This is a genomic window from Cereibacter sphaeroides 2.4.1, from assembly GCF_000012905.2.
Taxonomy (GTDB): domain Bacteria; phylum Pseudomonadota; class Alphaproteobacteria; order Rhodobacterales; family Rhodobacteraceae; genus Cereibacter_A; species Cereibacter_A sphaeroides.
Genome location: NC_007493.2, coordinates 1007256 through 1022443 on the forward strand (window position 1 = coordinate 1007256; position 15188 = coordinate 1022443).

Annotated in this window: 19 protein-coding genes; 8 read left to right on the top strand and 11 right to left on the bottom strand. The window is 70.0% G+C overall.

The window, feature by feature from the left end; all coding sequences use genetic code 11:
• Positions 1 to 75: 75 nt before the first annotated feature.
• From RSP_RS04965 to RSP_RS04975, 3 genes are all read right to left on the bottom strand, one after another.
• Positions 76 to 330 (bottom strand): hypothetical protein, encoded by a 255-nt coding sequence (locus RSP_RS04965; RefSeq protein ID WP_002719530.1) that lies wholly within the window; start codon positions 328 to 330, stop codon positions 76 to 78.
• Positions 331 to 365: 35 nt separating this feature from the next.
• Positions 366 to 2498 (bottom strand): catalase, encoded by a 2133-nt coding sequence (locus RSP_RS04970; RefSeq protein ID WP_011337444.1) that lies wholly within the window; start codon positions 2496 to 2498, stop codon positions 366 to 368.
• Positions 2499 to 2619: 121 nt separating this feature from the next.
• On the bottom strand, positions 2620 to 3132 hold the full coding sequence (locus RSP_RS04975; RefSeq protein ID WP_023003576.1) for a hypothetical protein: 513 nt from the start codon (positions 3130 to 3132) through the stop codon (positions 2620 to 2622).
• Positions 3133 to 3265: 133 nt separating this feature from the next.
• Here RSP_RS04975 and RSP_RS04980 point away from each other — a divergent pair, with 133 nt between their 5' ends.
• Positions 3266 to 3820: a DNA-3-methyladenine glycosylase gene (locus tag RSP_RS04980; protein WP_011337446.1), complete on the top strand. Its 555-nt coding sequence runs from the start codon at positions 3266 to 3268 to the stop codon at positions 3818 to 3820.
• Between the two features lie 72 nt (positions 3821 to 3892).
• On the top strand, positions 3893 to 4054 hold the full coding sequence (locus tag RSP_RS22185) for a hypothetical protein (protein WP_002719534.1): 162 nt from the start codon (positions 3893 to 3895) through the stop codon (positions 4052 to 4054).
• A gap of 72 nt (positions 4055 to 4126) precedes the next feature.
• On the opposite strand, the gene RSP_RS04985 is transcribed toward RSP_RS22185, so the two are convergent.
• From RSP_RS04985 to RSP_RS04995, 3 genes are read right to left on the bottom strand one after another with little or no spacing between them, the layout of a single operon-like run.
• Positions 4127 to 5236: a DUF3618 domain-containing protein gene (locus RSP_RS04985; RefSeq protein ID WP_011337447.1), complete on the bottom strand. Its 1110-nt coding sequence runs from the start codon at positions 5234 to 5236 to the stop codon at positions 4127 to 4129.
• A complete protein-coding gene (locus tag RSP_RS04990; RefSeq protein WP_011337448.1) occupies positions 5236 to 5637 on the bottom strand; it encodes a phage holin family protein in 402 nt (133 codons plus the stop codon). The genes RSP_RS04985 and RSP_RS04990 overlap by 1 nt, the downstream gene beginning before the upstream one ends.
• Positions 5624 to 6448 carry a hypothetical protein gene (locus RSP_RS04995; RefSeq protein WP_011337449.1) on the bottom strand — a complete coding sequence of 275 codons (825 nt, stop codon included), beginning with the start codon at positions 6446 to 6448 and terminating at the stop codon, positions 5624 to 5626. Before RSP_RS04995 ends, RSP_RS04990 begins: the two co-directional genes overlap by 14 nt.
• A 202-nt stretch (positions 6449 to 6650) precedes the next feature.
• Here RSP_RS04995 and RSP_RS05000 point away from each other — a divergent pair, with 202 nt between their 5' ends.
• The 3 genes from RSP_RS05000 (at position 6651) to RSP_RS05010 (ending at position 8373) form a co-directional block, all read left to right on the top strand.
• Entirely contained in the window at positions 6651 to 7148 is a 498-nt protein-coding gene (locus RSP_RS05000; protein ID WP_002719538.1) for a pyridoxamine 5'-phosphate oxidase family protein, read from the top strand.
• Positions 7149 to 7251: 103 nt separating this feature from the next.
• Positions 7252 to 7560 carry a hypothetical protein gene (locus RSP_RS05005; protein WP_017140149.1) on the top strand — a complete coding sequence of 103 codons (309 nt, stop codon included), beginning with the start codon at positions 7252 to 7254 and terminating at the stop codon, positions 7558 to 7560.
• A 399-nt stretch (positions 7561 to 7959) separates the two neighbouring features.
• Positions 7960 to 8373 carry a phosphate-starvation-inducible protein PsiE gene (locus tag RSP_RS05010; protein ID WP_009564830.1) on the top strand — a complete coding sequence of 138 codons (414 nt, stop codon included), beginning with the start codon at positions 7960 to 7962 and terminating at the stop codon, positions 8371 to 8373.
• A 2-nt stretch (positions 8374 to 8375) separates the two neighbouring features.
• Here RSP_RS05010 and mtnA read toward each other — a convergent pair whose 3' ends face one another.
• The 3 genes from mtnA to RSP_RS05025 form a co-directional block, all read right to left on the bottom strand.
• The gene (mtnA, locus tag RSP_RS05015) at positions 8376 to 9470 is read right to left on the bottom strand and encodes an S-methyl-5-thioribose-1-phosphate isomerase (protein WP_011337453.1); all 1095 of its coding nucleotides are present in this window, start codon (positions 9468 to 9470) and stop codon (positions 8376 to 8378) included.
• Positions 9471 to 9581: 111 nt separating this feature from the next.
• Positions 9582 to 10016: a DUF1178 family protein gene (locus RSP_RS05020; RefSeq protein ID WP_011337454.1), complete on the bottom strand. Its 435-nt coding sequence runs from the start codon at positions 10014 to 10016 to the stop codon at positions 9582 to 9584.
• Between the two features lie 71 nt (positions 10017 to 10087).
• Entirely contained in the window at positions 10088 to 10588 is a 501-nt protein-coding gene (locus RSP_RS05025) for an NUDIX hydrolase (protein ID WP_002719543.1), read from the bottom strand.
• A gap of 284 nt (positions 10589 to 10872) precedes the next feature.
• Between RSP_RS05025 and RSP_RS05030 the strand changes: the two genes are divergently transcribed.
• Genes RSP_RS05030 through thpR form a run of 3 tightly spaced genes read left to right on the top strand, consistent with a single transcriptional unit; the run spans position 10873 to position 13092 of the window.
• Positions 10873 to 11403 carry a glutathione peroxidase gene (locus RSP_RS05030; RefSeq protein ID WP_002719544.1) on the top strand — a complete coding sequence of 177 codons (531 nt, stop codon included), beginning with the start codon at positions 10873 to 10875 and terminating at the stop codon, positions 11401 to 11403.
• A 10-nt stretch (positions 11404 to 11413) separates the two neighbouring features.
• Positions 11414 to 12541 (top strand): acetoin utilization protein AcuC, encoded by a 1128-nt coding sequence (locus tag RSP_RS05035; RefSeq protein WP_017140150.1) that lies wholly within the window; start codon positions 11414 to 11416, stop codon positions 12539 to 12541.
• Positions 12538 to 13092: an RNA 2',3'-cyclic phosphodiesterase gene (thpR, locus tag RSP_RS05040; RefSeq protein WP_011337456.1), complete on the top strand. Its 555-nt coding sequence runs from the start codon at positions 12538 to 12540 to the stop codon at positions 13090 to 13092. The genes RSP_RS05035 and thpR overlap by 4 nt, the downstream gene beginning before the upstream one ends.
• 10 nt (positions 13093 to 13102) lie before the next feature.
• Here the strand turns inward: thpR and RSP_RS05045 are convergent, their stop codons facing one another.
• Together RSP_RS05045 and RSP_RS05050 are read right to left on the bottom strand one after the other, a co-directional pair.
• Positions 13103 to 13660, bottom strand: coding sequence for an NnrU family protein (locus RSP_RS05045; protein WP_009564839.1), 558 nt, complete (start codon positions 13658 to 13660; stop codon positions 13103 to 13105).
• A 297-nt stretch (positions 13661 to 13957) separates the two neighbouring features.
• On the bottom strand, positions 13958 to 15181 hold the full coding sequence (locus tag RSP_RS05050) for a 3-deoxy-D-manno-octulosonic acid transferase (RefSeq protein ID WP_011337457.1): 1224 nt from the start codon (positions 15179 to 15181) through the stop codon (positions 13958 to 13960).
• Positions 15182 to 15188 lie beyond the last annotated feature (7 nt).

A 15188-nucleotide genomic window follows, 5' to 3' on the forward strand; every position in this document is an offset into this window, starting at 1 on the left:
CAGGGCCAGAATCTCAGAAGCTGGCCCCCGGACGGGGGCCAGCTTCCAATGCTGCGCAGGTCGTCCGGGAGCCGCTCAATAGGTCGCGGGCGGATCGCTTGCCGGGAAGGACTCGTCCAGCGTCTCGTCCAGCCGGTCCCAATCGCGGGGCGGATCGCGCATCGCGTCGCGTCCCGCCTGCCGCACCTCGGGATAGTGGGTGCTGCGGCGGCCGCTCATCAGATGGCGCACCGCGAGCGCCCCGAAGGCGCCCAGCACCACCGCCGAGGTGAGCATCAGGGCCGAGCCGCGGCCCTGCCGCTCATGGGTCCCAGTTTTCGCATAAGCCATTGTGGGTCCTCTCTCTTCATGCGCCCAAAGGGCTGTCACGGGGAAAACGTCCGGGCGAGGGGAGGGTTCCCGCCCAGCGTCGCCTCGCGCGGCCAGTGGCGCATCCCGCGGCAGGCCGCCACGAAACCGTCGATGTCGCTGCTCGAGCCGATCTCGATCCAACCCTCGTCCATCTTGGCCCCGAGCGCACAGGCCTCGATCAGCGGCCCCGCCCCATGGTGGGCGATGAACTTGCAATGCGCATGCGCATCGGTGAGGAAGTCCTGCGCCGCCGGGTTGGCGGCTAGCATCGCCGCATCCGAGCCCGGCAGCACCGCCACCGCGTCGAAGATCACCGACGGGCCGCCGCCCAGCTTCTCGTCCGCCGGATGAAGCGTGCCCGCGCTGTCGGTGACGCCGCCTACGCGCGGGGCCACGAGCTTCATCATCGCCCCCTCGGCCTGCAGGATCGAGCGCAGCTCGGTCAGCAGCTCGGCCTCGACGCCGTTGCCCGCCAGAACCCCGACGGTGCGGCCCGCAAAGTTCGGCGGCGGGTTCTTCAGCATGCTGAGCGCATCGGACGGCGGCAGGTCGGTGCGCGTCGGCCGTGCCGCGGGAGCGGGCTCGGGCATCTCGGTCAGGCCCAGCCCGTCGGCCACCGCCTGCGCCAGAGCGCCGTCGATGTTGAGGAGATGCGCGACGATCCGGGCGCGGATCTCGATCTCCTGACACTTCGACAGTTCGAAGACCAGCGCATCGCGGATGTGACCCTGCTCGACCGGGGTCTGGCTCAGGAAGAACTGCCGCGCCTGGCTGTAATGGTCGGCGAAGCTCTCGGGCCGGAGCCTCCGCTTCTCGCCCTCGTTGCGCACGGCGTAGCTGACATAGCCCTCGAGCGGATGGGCCCGCGGGCCCTTGCCCCAGCCGTTCGGCTCGTAGTTCACCCGACCCTTGCGGTTCGAGGTCTGCATGTGCCCATCCTGCTGGAAATTGTGGACGGGGCAGCCACGCGGGGCGTTGATCGGCAGCTTGGTGAAGTTGGGGCTGCCCAGACGCTTGAGCTGGGTGTCGAGGTAGGAGAAGTTCCGTCCCTGCAGCAGCGGATCGTCGGTGAAGTCGATGCCGGGCACCACGTTCTGGGTGCAGAAGGCCACCTGCTCAGTCTCGGCGAAAAAGTTATCCACGACGCGGTCCAGCGTCAGCGTGCCGACGATGGTGAGGGGTACGAGCTCTTCCGGGATGATCTTGGTGGGATCGAGCACATCGAAGTCGAAGCGGTTCGCGAACTCTTCGTCGAAGATCTGCAGGCCCAGCTCCCATTCTGGGAAATCGCCGGCGGTGATCGCTTCCCAGAGGTCGCGGCGGTGCCGGTCGGGGTCGGCGCCGTTGATCTTCAGCGCCTCGTCCCACAGCACCGACTGCATGCCGAGCTTGGGCTTCCAGTGGAACTTGACGAAGCTCGACTGGCCTTCGGCATTGATGAAGCGGAAGGTGTGGACGCCGAAGCCCTCCATGAAGCGGAAGCTGCGGGGGATGGCACGATCCGACATCTGCCACATGACCATGTGCATCGACTCGGGCGTGAGCGAGATGAAATCCCAGAAATTGTCGTGCGCCGACTGGGCCTGAGGGAAGCCGCGGTCGGGCTCGGGCTTCACGGAATGGATGAGGTCCGGGAACTTGATCGCATCCTGAATGAAGAAGACCGGGATGTTGTTGCCGACGAGGTCCCAGTTGCCTTCATCGGTATAGAATTTCACCGCGAAGCCGCGCACGTCGCGGGCAAGGTCCACCGACCCCTTGGAGCCCGCCACCGTCGAGAAGCGGACGAAGGTCTCGGTGATCTTGCCTTCCTTCTGGAAGGGGGCGGCGCGGGTGATTTCGGGAATGGCCTTGGTGCATTCGAAGAGCCCGTGCGCGCCGAAGCCGCGGGCATGGACCACGCGCTCCGGGATCCGCTCATGGTCGAAGTGGAAAATCTTTTCGCGGAGGATGAAATCCTCGAGCGCGGTCGGTCCCGGCGCGCCGCTCCTGAGCGAATTCTGGTTGTCGGCGATGGTGACGCCCTGGGCCGTCGTCAGACGCTCGTCCCCTTCGCCGGCGTGCTGGTGGAACTCGCCGCCCGCGCCGTAGTCCGACACGAGGTTTTCGAAACTGCCGGAACGGGCGGCAGGTTTGTCTTCGGCCATCTGGCTCTCCTTGACAGGGGGAACGGCTGGAGTCTGTGCGGGGCGCGTCTCATCCGGCGCGCCCCGGCAGGATTGCGGCCCGGGCGAGGATCGACCGGGCCGCGATGGGCGTCGGGCGGCGTTACTGCGGCTTGAACGAGGTCACGAACGAGCAGGCCTGCGTCCAGACCGAGGCATCGCCCGGAGAGGCGGGCGCGTCGGACGCGTTCGTCGTGTCCTCAGGAACCGGGGCCGGGGTATCCGTGCCGCCGAGATCCTCGCCGGTCGTCCCGGCCTCATCGGCATCCGGCGTCAGCGAGCCGCCGATGCCGCCGGACGAGGCGCCGCCCATGGAACCCGCGTCCATCAGATAGGCCTGACAATCGCGCACGGCGCGCTCCCTGGCCTCGGGGTCGAGCGCGGCCCACCGCTTTTCCATCTCGTCGGTCGCTCGGAGCGAAGTCATCGCCGCATCCTCGAAGAACACGTCGCGCACATCGTCGGACCAGGTCTGCTGGCTGATATCCTTGATGCTGCCCGTGCCGGTCTCGGGAGCTACCGGCCGGGTGGGATCCATCCCGTCCGCGCCGCTCTGTGCAAAGCCCGGGGCCGCGGCCAGGGCGAGGAGGCTCGCGGTGAAAGCAATCTTTCTCATCGACAGTCTCTCCATTCGTGAACATCACCGGTCCCGCAGCGTGTGCGGGGTTGCGGAAGGAACGGCAGCGGCGGACGAATGTTCCGGGAGGCGGATGTCACACCGGCGTCAGACCGCGCAGGAAGGGGGGCAGATGGAGGGGCAGGCAGCCTGTTTCGCGCGCGAGGCGCCCGCGGTGGCGGTCGATCTTCTGGGGGCGCATCTGCAGGTGCGCGGCGTGGGCGGACGGATCGTCGAGACGGAGGCCTATACGCCGGACGATCCGGCGTCGCACAGTTTCCGCGGACCCACCCCGCGCAATGCGGCGATGTTCGGGCCGCCGGGCTGCGCCTATGTCTATCTGTCCTACGGCATCCATCTCTGCCTCAACGTGGTCTGCGCGCCGGGCCATGCCGTGCTGATCCGCGCTCTGGAACCGACGGAGGGTCTGGCGCAGATGGCGGCCCGGCGCGGCACCGATGTCGCGCGGCTCCTCTGTTCCGGGCCGGGCCGGATCGGTCAGGCGCTGGGTCTGACACTGGCCGACGATGGCACCGCCTTCGGCACGCGGGGCTTTGCGGTGCGGTGGGGTGCGCCGGTGGCGGCAGGCGAGATCCTGTGCGGCCCGCGCATCGGCATCAGCCGGGCGGCGGACATGCCCTGGCGCTTCGGCCTGCGCGGCTCTCCCTGCCTCAGCCGCAGGTTCTGAGGCGGAACAATCCCGCCCGGCGGCTCTTGGAAGGAAGGGGCGCGCGCTGCGCCCGCAGGAGAGGAGGATGCGATGACGAACGACCTGCAACTCGGCCCGAACGATCCGCCGGCTCCGGACCCGATGCCCGAGCCGAATCCCTATCCCGATCCGATGCCCGACCCGGATCCTATCCCGCCCGGCGATCCGGACATGCCGAACCCGGGCGAGGAGACGCCCCCGATCTACAGCTGAGGCATGCCGGAGGGTTGCGACATGAAAAAGGCTCCGGTCTGTGACCGGAGCCTTCTGCTTTTCAGGACAGCCTCAGAAGCCCGAGCCTGCAACCTTGGGGCCGGACGTGCCGGGACTCTTGGTCGTGGAGTCGGTCGAGCCCGTCGAGCCCGCGCCAGCCGAGGACATGCCGGTCGAGGATTTGTCCGCCTCCTTGCCGTGAAGCACGGGCTCCACCTGAGCCTTCGCCTCGCTGGCCGCCGCATCGGCGACGCGTCCCACCTTCGAGGCCAGCGTCTCGCCCTTCTCGGGCACCAGACCTTCGTCGCGCGCCGCGGCGATGGTGGCGTCGTAGGTCTCGCGCGCGGCCTTCATCGCCCGCTCGCGCAGCTCCCACGACGAAGCCTTCGCCTCGTCCCAGAGCTCGTCGCTGGTGCGGCCCATCCACTCGTCCTCGGTGCGCGTCCGGGGAAGCGCGGCCCCGATCACGGCGCCGAGCGCCACGGCCGCGGCACCCACGAGCAGGGGCTGCTGCTCCATGCCGTGGCTCATGCTGTCGCGCATCTGATGCGCGCCGTGGGACGCGCGGTCGCGCAGATGCCCGGCACGGTCGCGCAGATGCGCCGATCGCTCGCCGAGATCGTCGCGCCAGTGGCCGGCACGATCATAGGCATCCTCGCGCATCCGACCGGCGCGGTCGTAGACATCGTCGCGCAGGCTGCCCGCGCGGTCACGCGCGTCGCCGAAAGTTTCGGCCACCTTGTCCGTCGCGGAATGGGCCGCGCGGCTCACGCTGTCGGCAGCGTCGCTCACCGCATGCTTGACGCGCGAGACCACGCCCTCGCCCCGGTCCGAACGATAGGAGGCGCCACCGCCGTAGGGCTCGTAGGACCGGCGGGCGGGGCCGTAGTCGCTCCGGTAATATTCTTCGCGGTCATAGGCGCTGACATGGCGCGAGCGGCTCGAGGAGCCGCCGAAGGCGAGCCACGCCAGACCCACCCCGATGAGGCCCAGAGCCACCGGATTGTCGCGCACCTGCCGGCCGGCGGAATGCATCACGCCCCGCAGATCCTCGACGCCCACGAAATTCGCGAGATCGTCGACGACCTGATTGACGGACATCCGCTCCTTCAGCGCGTCGAGAGTGCTTTCGACTCGCGCGCGGTTCTCTTCCACTTCACGTTCGATCTTGTCGGCATTCATCAGATCTGCTCCCGTGCAAGCCGCACGTCGCGGCTGGTCTGTTCGATGGTGCGCTCCGGCACCAGATTGGCGGCGCTCATGTCCTTGCGGCCTCGGGCGATCAGCAGCCCGCCGATCACGGCCAGGACGGCGCCAACGATGAGGGCGGCCCAGGCAGGACCGACCCAATGGGCGAGGAGGACGACCAGCGCCTGCACCAGCACCAGAAGCGCCACGAGGAGGAGGATCCCCCCCGCAGCGATCATCTCGGCGCCGACGGCCATGCTGCGTCCGGCCTCGGCAACCTCCGCGCGGATCAGGCGGCTCTCGCTGCGCACGAGCCCGGTGACATCCCGCACGAGGTCGGACAGAAGATCGCCCAGCGAGCGATCCTCCGGCATACCGCGCTTAGGAGCCTCCATCTTTACCTCCCGACGTCGGGCCCGAGCCAAGGGGCTTCACGCTGGCGGCGGTGGGAGCCATCCCTGTGCTGCGGGCCGTGGCCTCGTTGGCGCTCCCGGGCCGAGGCGGCTCCGTGCCCGGCATCGCAGCGCCGCCCGGGGCGCTGAAGGGTGCGGCGCCGGGCCGACCGGCCATCGCGGGGCGGTTCTGGCCGCCGACATCGTGCGGCTTCGCGCCGAGAGGCTCGTGCGACGCGCGCTCGTGGGCAGAGCTGCCCGGGGCCGCACCGCGCCAGCGGTCGGCTCGCATCGCGTCGCCCTCATCCCAGTCGCGCCCACGCGGACGGTTCGACGAGGAGACGAGGAAGCGGCCGATGGCGAGGCCCGCGAACAAGGCGCCGCCCACGAAGAGCGCCGGGTTCTCGCGGCCGAAGCGCGCGACCGACCGGGTCATGTCTTCCGCCGAGCGGTGGCGCATCCGGTCCGCCATGTCGTCGAGCGTGTGGATCGCGCGATGGATCATCTGCGGCGGGGCAGGGGCATCGTCGCGCTTTTCCGCTTCCTCGGCACCCTTGCGCATCGACTGGGCGATGCCGTGGATGCTGTCGCACAGATCCTCCTTGCGGCGGTCCATCTCATCCAGCACGAGGCGCGAGACGCTGGAGCGAGCCCGGTTTGCCTCCTCGCGGGCACGGCCCGCGGCGCCGTGAAGACGCTCGCGGGCATCGTCCATCTCGCGGCGAGCGGCCTCTCGTGCGGTGTCGGTGAAGCCCGGACGGCCTGACGGATCCGAGGCTGTCCCCGAGCCGGTCATGTTCTTGTCGGTCTGCATCCTGATCTCCTCGCATTTCTGCGGCCGGAGGCGCGCTCGGCGCCCGGTTCCGGCCTGTGTCGCCCAGAAACAGGCGCCGCCCGCCATTTGTTCCGCGCCTCCGGATGGGCTCGAAGGGCGTCGGGGACCGGCCTTCCGGATGGGAACCAACTCCCGCCGGATCCGGTTGCTTCGCCAACGCATTGCAGATCAGGAGGGCCGAATGGCCGATACGAAACTTGCTCAGACCGATCCGAAGGCCGCGCTCTGGAAGCAGCTCGGCAAACTCCGCGCCGGGATGCTCGGCGTCGAGGGTTCGGGCCAGCACATGCAGCCGATGTCGCACCATTGCGACGAGGCGGCCGCGAAGCTCTGGTTCCTGACCAAGCGCAGCACCGACCTCTTCCGCGCCATCGGCCCGTCGAGCACGGCGCATTTCTGCATCATCGCGCATGACGAGGATTTTCATGCCTGCCTCTCCGGCCATATCGCCGAAGAGACGGATCGCGCGAAGCTGGACGAGATGTGGAATCCCGTGGTCGCGGCCTGGTTCGAGGGCAAGGACGATCCCGACCTCGTGATGGTCTCGGTGAAGCTGCGCAGCGCGGCGATCTGGGCCTCGACCAGTTCGACCGCGCGCTTCGCCTACGAGATCGCCAAGGCCAATGTGACCGATAGCGATCCCGAGGTGGGCGTCCACAACGTCGTGACCTTCGCCTGATGCAGCGGCGGGCCCGCGCTGCGGAGGCTCGCCGCGAAAATTATGCCGCTCACGGGAACCGGCGCGCCAGAGCGCACGTTTAGCGGGCAAGAGGGAGGTTTAAATGGCATATATGTTCGGAATCATCGTCTTCCTGGCCATGCTGGCTGTCTGCTGGTTCGGCTTCATGGCCGCGGAGCGTCAGGCGGGCCGCCTTCACGCCGCGACCGCCCGGTCTCGCGACGCGGAGCCCGCGCACGGCGCAACGCCTTCGGCGCATCGGGATCAGTCGCCCGCCCCGGCGGCCCACCGGGATCAGGCTGCCGCCGCTCAGTCTTCCAGCGCGCAGCGGATCATGGAGGCGGACACGTCCACGAAAGCCGGTGAGTCCAAGGCCGGCTCTTCGGCCGCAGGGACGTCGAAAGAGGTCTGACGGACCCGTGCCCGGCCCACATCCGGGCACGTTTGCCCGGGCATATGCCCCATGCCCGGACAGTGCGGAGCGCAGCCTTCCCCCGGAGGCTGCGCTCCGGTCATTTTAAGACCATGAGGCGCGCGAAGGACTTGACGGAGAGCAGCCTGTCCGATGGCGGCCCCTCCGTCAAATGGCCGTGGCTCCTCCGCCGAACCTGCGCCCGCAGCCGGGATGCTGCAACGGACCGTTCCGTTACCCGAGATGAAGGGTTCTCGTGCGTCCCGAGGTGTGCGGTCCATGGACCCTCCGGGCTCGCCCGGTAAGCCCCCCACAGGCGGGCCGGGCAGGCCTCTGCTCCGCCGGTTGGCGCGCCGCTTCGGGCCTGATACTCTGCGGGCCGTGAAGAGTTCGGGGGATGTGCCGGTGACGGAAGACGAAAACGATGGTGCGGTGGATGCAGGCCGAACCGAGAAGCTGGTGATGGTGGCGGCGCTCGGGGTGATCGAGCGGGGGCTCCTGATCCTCGTGGCGCTCATGACCCTTGCGGCGACCTCGGTCGAGATCCTGTCCATCGTCGAACGCCGGAGCGTCAACCTCGGCGACATTCTGCTGATGTTCCTCTACACGGAGGTCATCGCCATGGTCGCGGTGTTCTACACCGGCAAGGGCCTGCCCTTCGTCTATCCGATCTTCATCGCGATCACGGCGCTCGCGCGGCTGATCGTGCTGCAGGGCAAGGACATGGACCCCCAGAACATTGTGCTGGAAGCCTCGGCCATCCTGCTTCTTGCCATCGCCGCCGTCGTGCTGCTGCGCTTCGCGCGGCGATAGGCTCAGGCCGCGCTGCGGGCGGCCTCCGGGAAGAGGGCCGCCATCGCGCCGGCCTCCGCCGCGCAGATCCCGCGCTCGGTGATGAGGCCCGTGACCAGCGAAGCCGGCGTCACGTCGAAGGCCGGATTGCGGGCGCTGGTGCCGTCGGGAGAGATCTGTACCGAGATCACCGACCCGTCCGGCGCCTTGCCCTGCACATGGGTCACCTCGGCGCCCGAGCGCTCCTCGATCGGGATCTCCGCCACCCCGTCCCGGACCGTCCAGTCGATGGTGGGCGAGGGCAGGGCCACATAGAAGGGCACGCCGTTTGCCTTCGCCGCCAGCGCCTTGAGATAGGTGCCGATCTTGTTGCAGACGTCGCCCTGCGCGGTGGTGCGGTCGGTGCCGACGATCACGAGATCCACCTCGCCGTGCTGCATCAGATGGCCGCCGGCATTGTCCACGATCAGATCGTGGCTCACCCCGTGCGAGTTCATCTCCCAGGCGGTCAGCAGCGCGCCCTGATTGCGGGGCCGGGTCTCGTCCACGAACACATGGACATCGATCCCCGCCTCGAGCGCATGATAGATCGGCGAGGTGGCGGTGCCCCAGTCGACGGTGGCGAGCCACCCCGCGTTGCAGTGGGTCAGGATGTTGACCCGGCCGCGCTTCCGCTCGGCGATCTCGCGGATGAGCGTCAGGCCGTGCGCGCCGATCCGGCGGTTGATCTCCACATCCTCGTCGCAGATCTCGGCCGCACGGCGCGCGGCCGCGGCTGCCCGCTCGGAGGGGGGCAGGGGCGCCAGCAGGCGGCGCATCTCGTTCAGCGCCCAGCGGAGGTTGATCGCCGTGGGCCTCGTCTCGTGCAGCACCTCCCAGGTCTCGGCGAGCGAAGCATCGGACGGATCCTCGGCCATCTGCACCGCCATCCCCCAAGCGGCGGTGGCCCCGATCAGCGGCGCGCCGCGCACCCACATGTCCCGGATCGCGGCCGCGAACTCCGCACGCGTGCGCAGCGGCACGATCCGCAGCTCGTGCGGCAGCCAGCGCTGGTCGATGATGCGGACCTCGCCCGCCTCGCACCAGATCGAGCGGAAAGGGGTGCCGTTGATCTTCACGGAATGCCTCCGGGTCAGTCGTGAGGGTGGAACGCGCCCAGAAGGCCCCGCCCATGGGCCGAGGTCAAGAGAGGCGCCGCTGCTTGCGACGATCCCGCGCGGGTCGGGGTGTCAGTTCACCTTGCGCTGCGGCAGGAAGGGCAGCGGGGCCACCGGCACGCCGTCCTCGATCAGGCGGCGCGCCTCCTCGGGCTTGGCCTCGCCATAGATCGCCCGCTCGGGCGCGTCGCCCTCGTGGATCTTCCGGGCTTCGGTGGCGAAATTCATGCCGACATATTCCGAATTCTCCTCGACCTGCCGGCGCAGGGCGCGGAAGGCCTCCTCCATCTGCGAGGCGGGGGCGGAGAGGGGCTTCGGCGGCGGCGCGGCAGCAGCCTTGCGCGCGGGGCGCACCGACGGGGCCATCAGCACCTTCTCGACCGACGAGGAGCCGCAGACGGGGCAGGCGACCCGGCCAGCGGCCAGAAGGTCGTCGAAGGCGTCCGACGACTGGAACCAGCTTTCGAAGCCGTGGTCCTCGGGACATCTGAGAGAATAGCGGATCATTCGGAGCACCGGAGCGGAGCCGCCGTCCTGCGGCTCCTCATCCTGTCAGGTAAAGGTGGATCCCGCGAGGTTCAATAGTCGCCCAGCGGCAATCCGTCGTCGCGTTCGGGGTCGGGCTCGGGGGCGGGATCGAAGCGCACGAGGATCTCGCGCAGCCCGGGTTCCGCCACCTTGCGCGCGGCCTTGTCCGGCGTGAACCACTTGCGCTTGCGCTGACCGCGCTCGGGAAAGACGTCCGACATGTCCTCGACCGCCAGCGGGAACACCACGACCTCGCAGGCGATGCTGGCGGCGTTCCTGGCGATCTTCTGGTAGGTGAAGCGGCCGAGGGGCTGCGGCGCGATCTCGCCCTGAATGCCGGCCTCTTCCCAGGCTTCCTGCGCGGCCGAGTCCGCATCGTCGAGGCCCTCGATGCGGCCGCCCTTCGGGATCACCCAGCGGCCGGTATCGCGGCTGGTGATGAGCAGCACCTGGAGCTCGCCCCCCTCGAGACGCCAGCAGATGGCGCCGCACTGCGGCCGGACCTCGCCGGATCCGTTGCTGGTCAGCCCGATATGACGGCCTTCGCCCATATGCCTCTCCCGCCGGGCCTAGGGCCCGGTCTCATCTTGGTCGGTGTCTCGCGTCGATTTCTCGTTCTGCCCAATTTAGGGGCGGCAGCCGCCTTATCAACGTTCACAGCCACCGCACGTTCGGGAACTGTCGCACGCATCGGCGCGCGGGCGCAAATCAAACGGGGCAAATCGTCGCGCATTTGACGTATTTCGTTCGCCGCCTATGCTTCAGCAGCAGGCGGAGTCCGAGGGGGCCCGCTCCGCGCGCCTCCGGCAGAGGCGCCTCGTGCCGGGACAATGCCATGACCGTCCGTCCGCACCTTGCGCTCGCCTTTGCCTGTCTCGCCGGGCCCGCCCTCGCCGCGGGGCCGCCGCCGGTCACCTTCGACTCGATCGACGGCGGGCAGATCCGCCTCGACGAGCTGCGTACGGCAGGCCCGGTGCTGGTGGTGAACACGGCCTCGCTCTGCGGCTTCACCCCGCAATACGACGATCTTCAGGCGCTCTGGGATCGCTACCGCGACGCGGGGCTGACGGTCCTCGCCGTGCCGTCGAACGATTTCAAGCAGGAGCTGGACGATGCGGGCGCGGTGCGCGACTTCTGCGCCACCAACTTCGACCTGACACTGCCCATGACCACCATCACTCCGGTGACGGGGGCCGAGGCCCATCCCTTCTACCGCTGGCTCGCAGAGGAGCATGGGGTCGAGCCGCGCTGGAACTTCCACAAGGTTCTGATCGACCGTGACGGGGATCTGGTGGCGAGCTGGTCCTCGCCGGTGCGGCCGACGGACCGCGAGATCGTGGGCCGGATCGAGGCGCTCCTGCCGTGAGGCCGGCAGAGTGACCCAGACCGCCGCCGTGGCCTTTCCGGCCGCGCCTCTCTACATCGGCTCCGAGATCTATCGCCGGTCGAGCTACGGTGGCAGGCATCCGCTGCGCGTGCCGCGGGTCTCGACCGTGACGGATCTCGGCCGCGCGCTCGGCTGGCTGCCGGCTGCCAGCTTCCGCACCGCGCCGCGGGCCAAGCCCGCCGCCCTCACCCTCTGGCACGATCCGGCCTATGTGGCGGCGTTGGCCGCGGCCGAGGCGGGGCTTGCCGCGCCCGAACTGCTGGCCGCCCACGGGCTCGGCACGCTCTCGAACCCGGTCTTTCCCGAGATGTTCCGCCGGCCCGCGACCGGCGCGGGGGGCGTCATGCTCGCGGCCGAACTGCTGCGCGGCGGCGGCGCGATCCATGTGCCGGGCGGAGGCACGCACCACGGGATGCGCGACCGGGCGAACGGCTTCTGCTATCTGAACGACCCGGTGCTGGGGATGCTGGTCCTGCGCCGGATGGGGCTCCGGCGCATCGCCTATGTCGATATCGACGCCCATCATCCCGACGGGGTGGAGGCGGCCTTCGCGGGCGATCCCGAGGTGCTCCTGATCTCGGTGCACGAGGAGGGGCGCTGGCCCTTCACCGGTGCGCTCGAGGACGAGGGCGGCGGCACCTGCTTCAACCTGCCGGTGCCGCGCGGGTTCAACGACACCGAGATGCGGGCGGTGCTCGAGGAGCTGATCCTGCCGCGGCTCGCCGCCTTCCGCCCCGAGGCTGTGGTGCTGCAATGCGGGGCCGATGCGCTGGAGGAGGATCCGCTGTCGCGGCTCTCCCTCTCGAACAACGCTCATTTCGAGGTGGTGGCGGCGCTGCGTCCGGTGGCGCCGCGCTTTCTCGTGCTGGGCGGCGGCGGCTACAACCCCTGGTCGGTCGGTCGCTGCTGGGCGGGCGTCTGGGCCACGCTGGCGGGCCACGAGATCCCCGACCGTCTGCCGGAGGCGGCGCGCGCGGTGCTGGCGGGCCTCGACTGGGGCGGGGGCGGGCGTCCTCCGCCGGCGCCCCCGCTGATCGAGACGCTGCGCGACGCGCCGCGGGAGGGGCCGGTGCGGCCGGAGATCCGGGAGAGGCTCGCCCGCCTCGCGCGGCGATGATCCGCGCCTTCGTCGCCCTCGACCTGCCCGCCGAGGTGCGCTCGGCTCTGGCCGTCCAGCAGTTCCTGCTGCCGCTGCCGCGCAAGGTCGAGCCCGAGAGCTTCCATCTGACGCTCCTCTTTCTGGGCGAGGTGCCCGAGCCGGTGCTCGAAGCGGCCCACGAGGAGTTCGAGACCATCGTCCGGCCGCCCTTCGGGCTGGAGGTGGCGGGGCTCGGCCTGTTCGGCGGCGAGCGGCCCCGCGCCGTCTGGGCGGGCCTCCGGCCCTCGGACCCGCTCGCGCGCCTTCAGTCCAGGATCGAGCGCGCGGCGCGGGTTGCGGGGATCGAGCCCGAGCGCCGGCGCTTCGTGCCCCATGTCACCCTCGGCCGCTTCGCGCCGCCGCCCCCCGAGGAGCGCTTCCGCCTCGAACGGGCGGTGGCGGAGGGTGCCTCCTTCCGCGGCGGCGGCTTCGAGGTCACGCGCTTCGTCCTCTACCGCTCGCATCTGGGGCCGAAGGGGGCGCGCTACGAGGAGCTCGCCTCCTATCCGCTGCGCGGGGGCGCTCCTTAGGACGGGGCCCTTAGTAGTAGTTGCCCATGAAGGGGTTGTGATCGAGGAAGATGTGGGTCGAGGTGATGGCGCCGTAGAGCGCGAGGCCGATGCCCACCAGCACCGCATCGCGGCGGAGCGGACCGGGCGGCGGGCGCACCCATTCCCCCTCCTGCGCATTGATGAGCAGGATCGACCCCGCCGCCCAGAGCCACATGCTGCCGAAGAGCAGGATGGCCGCCAGATCGCCGTTCACGAGGAGATGTGCCGTGGCCCAGATCATCGTGGCGAGGAACTGCGGATGCCGGATGCGCGTCCAGATCACGCCCTTCAGCACGCCTGCGCCGAGGAGCACGATCGCCACGAGCATGAGCAGGTTGTTGAGATAGCCCGTGTCGGGGAGGGGCACATAGACCGGGACGTAGTCGGCGGTCCGGTAGCCGTAGATCATCAGCACGAGGCCCGCGGTGATGATGAGGGTGACGAGGCCCTTTCCCGGATCGCCCATCCGGGCGCGGAGGTCGGGGAAGACCCGCTTGAACAGATGGCCTGCGACCCAGAGGAAGATCCCGAGCGTCAGGAGGATCATGGCACGATAACTCCGGCAGACTGACAAGATGCGGGAGGATGCATCCGGACCTGTAAAAGTTCCCTTTTCCGCCGACTGTCGTTGGGTCAACCAGGGGAAGCGCGCCCTGCGGTTGCAGGCGGCACCGGCGCGCGTCCGCCGGGCGTGTCGGCCGGGGGGCTGCCGACGGAGCGCCCGGAGAGGGGGCGGGATGGGGGAGGGGGGCGCTGGCTGCGTCCGGCGCGTGGGGGCGCTGCCCCCACACCCCCGGGATATTTGAGCCAGAATGAAAGGGAGGGGATGGGGGTGTCGCCCGGGTCAGGCGGGGCGGGTGAGCCGGTCGAGCGCTGCGAGAATGGGGGTGGGATCCGTGGCGCGCGGCTGGGCGTGGGCGGCGGCTATGAGCGCCTGTTGGCGCTCGGGCGTGAGCCGGGCCAGCGCCGCGCCCAGATCTTCGGCCGAGCTCACGGGCAGGGCGGCGCCGGCCGCGTCGAGCGCTGCGAAGACCTCGGCGAAATTGTGGATCGAGGGACCGTGGACCAGCGCCGATCCCGCCTCCATCGGCTCGAACGGCGTATGGCCGCCGCGCGGCGCGAGTGTGCCGCCGATGAAGGTCGCGCCGCAGAGCCCGTACCAGAGCCCCATCTCGCCCAGCGTGTCCGCGACATAGATCGGCGCGTCGGGCGTGTCTCCGCGCGAGCGGAGGCGGGCGTCGATCCCTTCAGTCCGGGCCAGGGCCAGAATCTCGGGGCCGCGCTGCGGATGACGGGGCGCGATCACCAGAAGGTCGAAGAGGTCGCGGGCGCTGCGGAAGGCCTGCAGCACCGCGGCCTCCTCGCCCTCGTGGGTCGAGGCCGCGAGCAGGCAGCGTGCCCGCGGCGGCGCGGGAAAGGGGGGCGTCGCGGGCAGGGCGGGGCGCACGCCCGCCTTCAGGAGGAGCCGCGGGCCGAGACGCTCCGGCGAAAGGCCCGCCGCGACGAAGCGCCGCTCGGAGGCCGCGTCCTGCGCCGAGAGCCAGCCGATCGCGCCGAGCATCTGCCGCAGGAGCCCGGGCGCAACCCTTCCCCAGCGCCGCGCCGAGCTTTCCGACAGGCGCGCGCCGATGGCGAGCACCGGGATGCCGCGGGCGGCGCATCCGGCGAGCCGCTCGGGCCAGAGCTCGTTCTCGAGGAGAAGGAGGGCCCGCGGCCGCCAGTGGGTGAGGAAGCGGTGGACAGCGCCCGGGCTGTCCCAGGGCGCGAGGCGGGCGTCGGTGCGGGGCAGGCCCCAGCTTCGGACCATCGTCCGCGCCGTGGGATTGTTGCAGGTGACGATCAGGCTTGCGGACGGATCGCGCGCCAGCAGTTCCTCGAGCAGCCAGCGCGCGGAGGTGATCTCGCCGTTGCTCGCGCCATGCAGCCAGATCGGGCGGCCTGCACCCGGATCCAGAGCCAGCCGCTCCCTCAGCTCGTGCGCGACGCCCCGGCCGCGCAGGCGGCGGAGGAGGACGCCCAGAACGAGGCCGGGCAGCAGGAGGCGGAGAAGGAGGCGGTAGAGCGTCACGCGGGTC